Origin of the sequence: Brachybacterium hainanense (assembly GCF_042434575.1) — a bacterium.
In the GTDB taxonomy this organism is placed as follows: domain Bacteria; phylum Actinomycetota; class Actinomycetes; order Actinomycetales; family Dermabacteraceae; genus Brachybacterium; species Brachybacterium hainanense.
Genome location: NZ_JBHLSV010000035.1, coordinates 24,959 through 34,611, shown reverse-complemented (window position 1 = coordinate 34,611; position 9,653 = coordinate 24,959). Strand labels below are relative to the sequence as shown.

At 71.8% G+C, this 9,653-nt stretch carries 6 protein-coding genes; 2 read left to right on the top strand and 4 right to left on the bottom strand.

What is annotated here, in order from left to right; translation table 11 throughout:
• Positions 1–1,946, bottom strand: a 1,946-nt coding sequence (locus ACFFF6_RS18760; protein ID WP_376983038.1) for a GNAT family N-acetyltransferase, incomplete at its 3' end; no start/stop codon positions are given.
• A 105-nt stretch (positions 1,947–2,051) separates the two neighbouring features.
• Between ACFFF6_RS18760 and ACFFF6_RS18755 the strand changes: the two genes are divergently transcribed.
• Both ACFFF6_RS18755 and ACFFF6_RS18750 read left to right on the top strand, forming a co-directional pair.
• A complete protein-coding gene (locus tag ACFFF6_RS18755; protein WP_376983037.1) occupies positions 2,052–4,505 on the top strand; it encodes a DNA gyrase/topoisomerase IV subunit A in 2,454 nt (817 codons plus the stop codon).
• Between the two features lie 74 nt (positions 4,506–4,579).
• Positions 4,580–5,494, top strand: coding sequence for a D-hexose-6-phosphate mutarotase (locus tag ACFFF6_RS18750; protein WP_376983036.1), 915 nt, complete (start codon positions 4,580–4,582; stop codon positions 5,492–5,494).
• A gap of 39 nt (positions 5,495–5,533) precedes the next feature.
• Here ACFFF6_RS18750 and ACFFF6_RS18745 read toward each other — a convergent pair whose 3' ends face one another.
• From ACFFF6_RS18745 to ACFFF6_RS18735, 3 genes are all read right to left on the bottom strand, one after another.
• The gene (locus tag ACFFF6_RS18745) at positions 5,534–6,493 is read right to left on the bottom strand and encodes a metallophosphoesterase (RefSeq protein ID WP_376983035.1); all 960 of its coding nucleotides are present in this window, start codon (positions 6,491–6,493) and stop codon (positions 5,534–5,536) included.
• Positions 6,490–7,275: an imidazole glycerol phosphate synthase subunit HisF gene (gene hisF, locus ACFFF6_RS18740; RefSeq protein WP_376983033.1), complete on the bottom strand. Its 786-nt coding sequence runs from the start codon at positions 7,273–7,275 to the stop codon at positions 6,490–6,492. Before hisF ends, ACFFF6_RS18745 begins: the two co-directional genes overlap by 4 nt.
• A 129-nt stretch (positions 7,276–7,404) precedes the next feature.
• Positions 7,405–9,513: a DNA gyrase/topoisomerase IV subunit B gene (locus tag ACFFF6_RS18735; protein ID WP_376983032.1), complete on the bottom strand. Its 2,109-nt coding sequence runs from the start codon at positions 9,511–9,513 to the stop codon at positions 7,405–7,407.
• Positions 9,514–9,653 lie beyond the last annotated feature (140 nt).

Genomic DNA, 9,653 nt, shown 5'->3' with positions numbered 1-9,653 from the left:
GGCGGCTCGGCCCGGACGCCGCCGCGGCGGGCCGCGGCCAGCATCCCGGCGGCGGCGCGCATCGCCGCGGCCGGGCTCGTGTGCACCGGCGGGAGGGTCCCGTCGGCGCGGACGGCCTCCTCGACGGCGAGCCAGCGCTCGCGGTCGGTGACGAGGCAGACGACGAGGGCGACCTCGCTGTGACGGGCGACGGTCGCCATGGAACGCAGCATCCCGACGAGGTCCCCGTGGAGGGGATCCACGACCGCGGCGACGACGAGGTCGACCCCGCCGAGGGCCGCCATCGAGGTGAAGGCCCGCTGGATCAGCCGGGGATCGTCCGCGAGGGGGACGGAGCGGTTGTCGATCGCGACGGCCGCGCCATGCCGATCCGCGGCGCCGCGCAGGGCCTCGCCGAGCGCGGCGGTGTTCGACAGCAGGCCCAGCCGGGGACCGAGCGGCGCCCCCTGTCGCTCGAGGGCGTCGACGAGGTCCATGAGATGGTCGACGTTGTCGGCGCGGACCACCCCGGCGGAGGCGAGCACCTGATCCAGGGCGGGACGGGGAAGCGAGGAGGCGCGCACGTCGTGCCCGGGCGGCGCGGTCGTGCTCACCCCGGGCGGCCGCAGGACGACGACGGGACGGCTGCGGGTGATGCGCCGGGCGATGCGGGTGAACTTGCGGGGGTTGCCCATCGATTCGAGGGCGAGTCCGAGGACGGAGACCTCCTCGTCCTCGTCCCAGTGCTGGAGGCAGTCGTTGAGGGAGACGTCGGCACGGTTCCCGGCCGCGACGAACTCGTGGACGCCCGTGCCGCGGCGGTCGGTCGCGGCCAGCAGCATGGCGGCGAGCGCGCTGGACTGCGCGGCCAGGGCGGCATGACCCGCGCGCGGGAGACGCGGGGACAGGGACAGGTTCAGCGGCTCGTCCCCGGTGCGCAGGAAGCCGAGGGCGCCCGGACCCAGCAGACGCATGCCGTGGCGGCGCACCTGGGCGACCAGACGACGCTGCAGATCACCGTGCGCGGCCCGGTCCTCGGAGAACCCCTCGGTGGGGATGACGACGCTGCGCACCCCGATCGCGGCGCACTCGTCGACGGCGTCGAGGCATGCCTCGGGGCGCAGGGCGATCACGGCGAGGTCCACCGGGCCGGGAACATCGGCGATCCGGGCGTGGGCGGGATGGCCGGCGACCTCGAAGGCGTCGCGGGCGACGACGCGGACGGCGCCCGCATACCCGGAGCGGTCCAGGGCGCGGAGGATGCGGTTCGCGGGGGTGTCGCTGCGCGAGGAGATCCCGATGATGAGAACGGAGCCCGGGTGGAGCAGACGCTCCATGGCACGGGCCTCGACACGGCGCTCGCGCTCGGCCATGACCGCGAGGGAGCGGGCGGTCGGGTCGATCCGGAACTCGACGAGGACCACCCCGTCGTCGAGGGTGCGGCGCACGTCGAAGCCGGCATCGGCGAAGACGCCGATCATCTTCTGGTTCTGCGGGAGGACCTCGGCGGTGAAGGTGTGGATGCCGCGCTCGCGGGCGGCGGCCGCAAGATGCTCGAGCAGGATCGAGGCGAGTCCCTGCCCCTGCTGGGAGTCGGCCACGTTGAAGGCGACCTCGGCCTCGCGCTCGTCGACCCGGTCGTAGCGGCCCACGGCGATGATGTCGTCGCCCTGGAGGACCACGAAGGCGACACGGTCATGGTGGTCCACGCGGGTGAAACGGGCCAGGTCACGGGGCGACAGCCGCGGCATGGCGGCGAAGAACCGCAGGTAGCGGGAATGCTCGGACTGCGCTTCGTGGAAGCGCTGGAGGGCCTCGGCATCGCCGGGGAGGATGGGCCGCAGATGCGCGGCGGTGCCGTCCCGCAGGGCGATGTCCGCCTCCCAGTGGGCGGGGTATGCCGCAGGACCGGTCCCGGGAGCGTCCGTGCTCCCGCGCCCCTGGCCTGCGTCGCGACGTGGTGCCATGGGCCGAGCCTAGCGGGTCCCGAGGCCGCGCATCCGCGCGGTGATGATCCGATTCACCTCGCCACCTGCCGGGATCGGCCCAGGCGGTGAGGCAGGATAGCGGTCATGGCACGAACGCGCAGCACCTCAGCTCCGGCGGACGAGCACTCCGACGGGGTGATCGTCGATGTCGACGTCACGAGCGAGATGGAGACCTCGTTCCTCGAGTACGCGTACTCGGTGATCTACTCCCGTGCGCTGCCCGATGCGCGAGACGGTCTGAAGCCGGTCCAGCGCCGCATCCTGTACATGATGGACGACATGGGCCTGCGCCCCGACCGCGGGCATGTGAAGAGCCAGCGCGTGGTCGGCGAGGTGATGGGCAAGCTGCACCCGCACGGCGACACCGCGATCTACGACGCCCTGGTGCGCATGGCGCAGGACTTCTCCATGCGTCTCCCGCTCGTGGACGGGCACGGCAACTTCGGCTCCCTCGACAACGGCCCCGCGGCCCCCCGCTACACCGAGGCACGGCCGGCGCGGGCCGCGACGCTGATGACGGACTCGCTGGACGAGGACGTCGTCGCGATGGTCCCCAACTACGACAATCAGCTGCAGCAGCCGGAGGTGCTCCCGGCGCAGTTCCCGAACCTGCTGGTCAACGGCGCCTCCGGCATCGCGGTCGGCATGGCGACGAACATGGCGCCCCACAACCTCGTCGAGGTCGTCGCGGCGGCACGGCATCTGATCGCGCATCCGGACGCGAGCCTCGAGGACCTCATGCGCCTCGTGCCCGGCCCGGATCTCCCCACCGGCGGGCGGATCGTGGGCCTGGACGGCATCCGCGACGCCTATCGCACCGGCCGCGGCTCCTTCAAGATCCGCGCCACCACCCGCATCGAGAACGTGACCAGTCGGAAGAAGGGCATCGTCGTCACCGAGCTGCCCTACCAGGTGGGTCCGGAGAAGATCGCGGAGAAGCTGCGGGACGCCGTCCAGTCCAAGAAGGTCCAGGGGATCAGCGATTACCAGGACCTCACCGACCGTCATCACGGCCTGCGCCTCGTGCTGACGGTGAAGTCCGGCTTCCATCCCGAGGCCGTGCTCGAGCAGCTCTACCGGTACACCCCGATGGAGGACTCCTTCGGCATCAACAACGTCGCGCTGGTCGACGGCCAGCCGCGCACGCTCGGGCTGAAGCCGCTGCTCGAGGTCTTCGTCGCGCACCGGCTCGACGTGGTGCGTCGCCGCACCGAGCACCGGCTGCGCAAGCGGCAGGACCGCCTGCACCTGGTCGAGGGCCTGCTGATCGCGATCCTCGACATCGACGACGTCATCCAGATCATCCGCAACGCCGATGACGGCGAGCGGGCGCGCACCGCCCTCATGACCGCCTTCGACCTCTCCCAGGCGCAGGCCGAGTACATCCTCGAGCTGCGGCTGCGGAGGCTGACGAAGTTCTCGCGCCTCGAGCTCGAGGGAGAGCGGGACGAGCTGCGCGCCGAGATCGAGGAGCTCGAGCGGATCCTCGGCTCGGACCAGGTCCTGCGGGACCTAGTGTCCGCGGAGCTGGCCGCGGTCGCGGCCGAGCACGGCACGCCGCGCCGGACCGTGCTGCTCGAAGCGGGCGCGCAGCAGGCTCCGTCTGCCGCCGCGCCGCTGGAGGTCGCCGACGAGCCCTGCCGGGTGCTGCTGAGCGGATCCGGGCTCGTGGCCCGCACCATGGGCGAGGAGGAGCTCCTGCGCGAGGGAGGGCGATCCGCGCACGACGTCGTCGTCTCGCAGGTGCTCACCTCCGCCCGCGCCCAGGTCGGCGCGGTCACCAGCCGCGGCCGTCTGCTGCACGTGAACGTCGTCGACCTGCCGGCTCTGGCCCCGACCGCGCAGGCGCCGTCCCTCGCGGGCGGCACGCGCCTGGCGGATCTGCTCGTGCTCGAGAAGGGCGAGCGCGTGCTCGCCCTGGTCCGGGCCGCCGAGGCCGATCGGGAGCGCGGGGGCTGCCTCGCGCTGGGGACCCGGCAGGGCGTCGTCAAGCGCGTGACCCTCGACTTCCCGCGCGCCGACGGCTTCGAGATCATCGGGCTCAAGGGGGACGACGAGGTCGTCGGCGTCGTCGACATCGAGGACGACACCGATCTGGACCTGGTCATGGTCAGCAGCGATGCGCAGCTGCTGCACTTCCCGGCGTCGGGGGTGCGTCCGCAGGGCCGCACCGCCGGCGGCGTCGCGGGCATCAAGCTGTCCGCGGACGCCCGGGTCGTCGCCTTCACCGCGATCGACGTGACCCGTCCCGCGGACGTCGTGACCATCGCCGGGACGTCGCAGGCGCTGCCGGGCACGCAGTCGGGGTCGCTCAAGGTCTCGGCTCTCACCGAGTTCCCGGCCAAGGGACGCGCGACCGGCGGGGTGCGCTGCCATCGCTTCCTGCGCGGCGAGGACGTGCTGATCGGCGCCTGGGTGGTGCCCTCCCCCGCGCGGGCCTGCTCGGATTCCGGGCAGCCGATCGACCTGCCCGAGCCGGTCGGCCGCCGCGACGGCTCCGGCACGCCCGTGGCCGTCCCGGTAGCCGCCGTCGGCTGAGCCGTCCGGCGGCTCGACCCGCGGCAGATCCTCGAGCGGCCGCGCGGAGCGCCGGAGGGTGTCACCATAGGGACATGGACGAGAACACGAACCCCGAACTCCCCCGCGGCGTCCGGCTCGAGGACGTGCACGGCACGCCCGCGGTGCTGGTGGAGATCGCCGCCTGCACCGCCGTCATCCATCTGGACGGCGGCCATCTCACGTCCTGGGTCCCCGCGGGCCAGGACGACGTGCTGTGGACGAGCCCGGACGCGGTCTACGCCGAGGGCGAGTCGATCCGCGGCGGCATCCCGCTGATCGGCCCCTGGTTCGGTCCCGGGCGCGATGGCCTTTCCGTGCCTGCGCACGGCTGGCTCCGCCGCGAGCGGTGGGAGCTGGTCTCCGCCGAGCGCTTCCACGGCTGGGCCGACGGGGACGCCGACGTCGCCGATTCCGACGCCGTCGCCATCACCCTCGGACTGCGCGATGCGGACGCGGACCCGAGCGGGCAGGGCATCACCGCCCAGGTCCATTTCGCGATCGCCGCGGACCACCTGCAGGTGCGGCTGGACGTCACCGCGGGCACCGCGCCGCTCGAGCTCGAGGCGGCCCTGCACACGTACCTGTCCGTCGGCGATGTGCGCTCCTGCTCGCTGAGCGGGTTCGCCGGAGCCCGGTACCTCGACAACCTGCAGGACCTCGCGGCCTTCACCCAGGACGGTGAGCCGCATCTGACGGGACCGATCGACCGGGTCTACGACGTCTCCGGCCCGGTCACCGTGCACGACGAGGTCCTCGAACGGGACATCCTCATCACCCCCCGCTCCGCGACGCGCACGGTGCTGTGGAACCCGTGGAGCGACGGCGCCGCTCATCTGCAGGACATGCCCCTGGAGTCGTGGCAGCAGTTCCTGTGCGTGGAGACGGCGGTCGCGAAGGACGGCGCCGTGAACCTCGCCGCCGGCGAGACCCACACCCTCCAGGCCCGCTACGAGGTCATCGGACGCTGAGCATCGCAGGATCCCCGTCCCGCGCCGGGCCGCGCGGTCTCAGGACCGCAGCGTCACCACGACGAGCTCCGCGGGATCGTTCACGCGGATCGGCGCGATCGAGTTGCCGATCCCCCGGCTGATCACCAGCGCGGTCCCCTCCCGCACATGGATACCCTCCGTGTACCGCGGGAGGAGCCCCTGGTCCGGGGCGACGAGGCCCCCGAGCAGCGGGATGCGCACCTGCCCTCCGTGCGCATGGCCGGCCAGCACGACGTCCATCCCCGCCTGCGCGTACGGGTCGATCAGCTCGGGCCGATGCGACAGCAGCACGGTGAAGGGACGTTCCTGCCCCATCGCCCCCAGCCGGTCCTCGACGAGGTCGAGACGCGCCGCGGTGCGGGCGGAGTCGCCCTGCTCCGGGATCTGCTCGCCCGGGGCCTCGACGGCCGGGTCGTCGATCCCGGCGATGGCGATCCTCGCCCCGCCGCGCTCGTGCACGACGACATCCCCGCGCAGGACGTCGACGCCCCGCGAGCGCAGGCCGTTCAGGAGACCCGGGGTGTCCCGATAGGCGGCCTCATGGTTGCCGGTGACGTAATGGACCGGCGCGATCCGCACGAGCTCGTCCACCAGGGCGAGGGCGATATCGGCATCGGGGCTCGTGCGGTCCACGAGGTCGCCCGTGAGGGCGATCGCATCGGGCCGTGCCCGACGCACCGCCTCGAGCAGCGGCGCGTTGCCGTCCCCGAAGGTGCGCGAGTGCAGATCGGAGATCTGGACGATCCGGAAGCCGGAGAACTCCGCGGGCAGCCGGGCGTCCACGAGCGTCAGCTCCGTCGTGACCAGACGCCGGTTGTCCCACACCAGCCAGGCGCCCAGGACGATCGCGAGGGCCAGGGCGAGGACGCCGCTGCGACGCAGCAGGGACCATCGCGAGAGTCTGCTGCGCACGTCCCCGGACGCAGCGCCTCGCGGCGGGACGCCGCCGATGCCCGCGGCGTCCAGCGGAGCGCTCATCGGACCGGGATGCCCGCCCCGGACAGCGCGTCCTTCGCCTCGCCGATGCTCATCGTGCCGAAGTGGAAGACGCTCGCGGCGAGCACCGCGTCGGCGCCCGCCTCGACGGCGGGCGGGAAGTCCGCGGGCGCGCCCGCCCCGCCCGAGGCGATCAGCGGGAGCGTCGTCGCGGCGCGCGCGCCGCGGATCAGCTCGAGGTCGAAGCCGTTCTTCGTCCCATCGGCGTCCATCGAGTTCAGGAGGATCTCCCCTGCCCCGAGGCGGGTGACCTCGCGGATCCACTCGAGGGCATCGATTCCGGTGCCGCGACGCCCCCCGTGGGTGGTGACCTCGAAGCCGCTGCCGCCGCGGGCCGGCCCCTCCGGAGTGTCCTCGGTGACGCGGCGGGCGTCGATCGACAGCACCAGCACCTGGTTGCCGAAGCGCTCCGCGATCTCGGTGATGACGGCCGGCCGGGCGATCGCGGCGGTGTTCACGCCGCACTTGTCCGCGCCGGCCCGCAGCAGCTGGTCGACGTCGTCGACCGAGCGGACGCCCCCGCCGACGGTGAGGGGGATGAAGATCTGCTCCGCGGTGCGGGAGACGACGTCGAGCATGGTGGCACGGCCGCCGCTCGAGGCGGTCACGTCCAGGAACGTCAGCTCGTCCGCCCCCATCGCCTCGTAGCGGGCGGCGAGCTCGACCGGATCACCGGCATCGCGGAGGTTGCGGAAGTTGACGCCCTTGACGACGCGTCCGGCGTCGACGTCGAGGCAGGGGATTACACGCACGGCAAGGCTCATCGGTCCTCCAGGGTCGGGGATGGTGGGGCGGAGCTCACGCGATCACGCGATGTCTCCGGCGCGATCGCGATCGCACCGCACGTCGGAGCCCCTCGTCCCTCGGGACACCTCCGGGCGGAGCTCACGCGATCACGCATCGATGCGCTCGCGGTCGAGCTCTTCCGCGCCTTCGATGATGAACTGCTTGCGCGGGGCGACGTCCGAGCCCATGAGCAGGTCGAACATCGTCGCGGCGGCCTCCGCGTCCTCGATGCGGACTCGGCGCAGGGTCCGATGAGCCGGGTCCATGGTCGTGTCCGCGAGCTGGTCCGCGTCCATCTCGCCGAGGCCCTTGTACCGCTGGATCGGCTCCTTGTAGCGCTTCTTCCGGCGCTCGAGGTTCTTCAGCAGCGTGTTCAGCTCCGCCTCCGAGTACGTGTACACGTACTCGTTCTTCTTGGAGCCGCCGTGGATGATCTCCACCCGGTGCAGCGGCGGGACCGCTGCGAAGATGCGGCCCTCCTCGAGCATCGGCCGCATGTAGCGGTGGAAGAGCGTCAGCAGCAGCGTGCGGATGTGGGCGCCGTCGACGTCGGCGTCGGACATCATGATGATCTTGCCGTAGCGGGCGGCCTCGAGGTCGAAGGTGCGCCCCGATCCCGCTCCGATCACCTGGATGATCGCAGCGCACTCCGCGTTCTTCAGCATGTCGGTGATCGACGCCTTCTGCACGTTGAGGATCTTGCCGCGGATGGGCAGCAGCGCCTGATGCTCGGAGTTGCGGGCGTTCTTCGCGGTGCCGAGCGCACTGTCGCCCTCGACGATGAACAGCTCGCTGCGCTCGACGTCCGTCGAACGGCAGTCCGCGAGCTTGGTGGGCATGGTCGAGGACTCGAGCGCGTTCTTGCGGCGCGAGACCTCCTTGTGCATGCGCGCGGCGATGCGAGCCCGCATCTCGGAGACGACCTTGTCGACGACGAGGGCCGCCTGCTCCTTCTCCCCCTTCTTCGGGGACGTGAGGAATGCGGTCAGCTGCTCCTCGACGACGCGGGCGACGATCGCCCGGATCGCCGGCGTGCCGAGGATCTCCTTGGTCTGGCCCTCGAACTGGGGCTCGTCGATGCGGACGGTGACGACCGCCGTGAGCCCGGCGAGCGTGTCGTCCTTCTCGATCTTCTCGTTCTTCGCGTTGAACTTGACGCGCCGCGCCTGATTCTCGACCTGCTTGCGCAGGGCCTTCACGAGCGCCTGCTCGAAGCCGGTCACATGAGTGCCGCCCTTGGGGGTCGCCACGATGTTCACGTAGGAGCGCAGGGTCGTCTCGTAGTCGGAGCCCCAGCGCAGGGCGATGTCGACCTCGCAGCTGCGCGCCACCTCGGTGGAGACCATGTGCCCCTGCGCATCGAGCACGGGGACGGTCTCGGTGTAGTCGCCCGAGCCGGTCAGGCGGATGACGTCGGTGATCTTCTCGTCCTGGGCGAGGAACTCGACGAACTCCGCGATCCCGCCCTCGTAGCGGAAGGTCCGCGATTCGGGCTGCTCCGGGGTCCGTTCGGGACGCTGGTCCACGACGGTGAGGGACAGACCGGGCACGAGGAACGCCGTCTGCCGGGCACGGCGCGTGAGCTCCTCGATCGAGAAATGGCTGCCCTTGACGAAGATCTGCGGATCCGCCCAGTAGCGCACCCGCGTGCCCGTGACGCCTCGCTTGGCCTTCCCGGCGATCCTCAGCTCCGCCGGCCCGGAGGCCGGGGTGAAGGGCGCCGAGGGAGCAGGGCCGTCCGCCCCGTCGTCGAAGACGCCGGGGACGCCGCGCTGGAAGGACATGGCGTAGGTCTTGCCGGCCCGGTCGACCTCGACGTCCAGGCGCAGCGAGAGCGCGTTGACGACCGAGGCGCCGACGCCGTGCAGGCCGCCGGAGGCGGCGTACGAGCCGCCGCCGAACTTCCCTCCCGCATGCAGCTTCGTGTACACGACCTCGACACCGGTCAGGCCCGTCCGGGGCTCCACGTCCACGGGAACGCCTCGGCCCGAGTCATGGACCTCGACGGAGCCGTCCTCGTGCAGGATCACCCGGATCGCCTCGCCGAAACCGCCGAGGGCCTCGTCGACGGCGTTGTCGAGGATCTCCCAGAGGCAGTGCATGAGACCGCGGGAATCGGTCGAGCCGATGTACATCCCCGGGCGCTTGCGCACCGCTTCGAGACCCTCGAGCACCTGCAGGTGCCGGGCATCATAGGCAGAGGTAGAGGGAGTCACCCTGGGATTCTACGGCGACGGCGGGACGGATCCGGGGATTGAGCGGCGCGGGGTGATGCGGGCTACGCCGTCCTCCTCGGGTTGCGCGGTGAGCGAACCGGGCCACGGAACGCTCGTGCTGCGGCCGGACGGATGCTTGA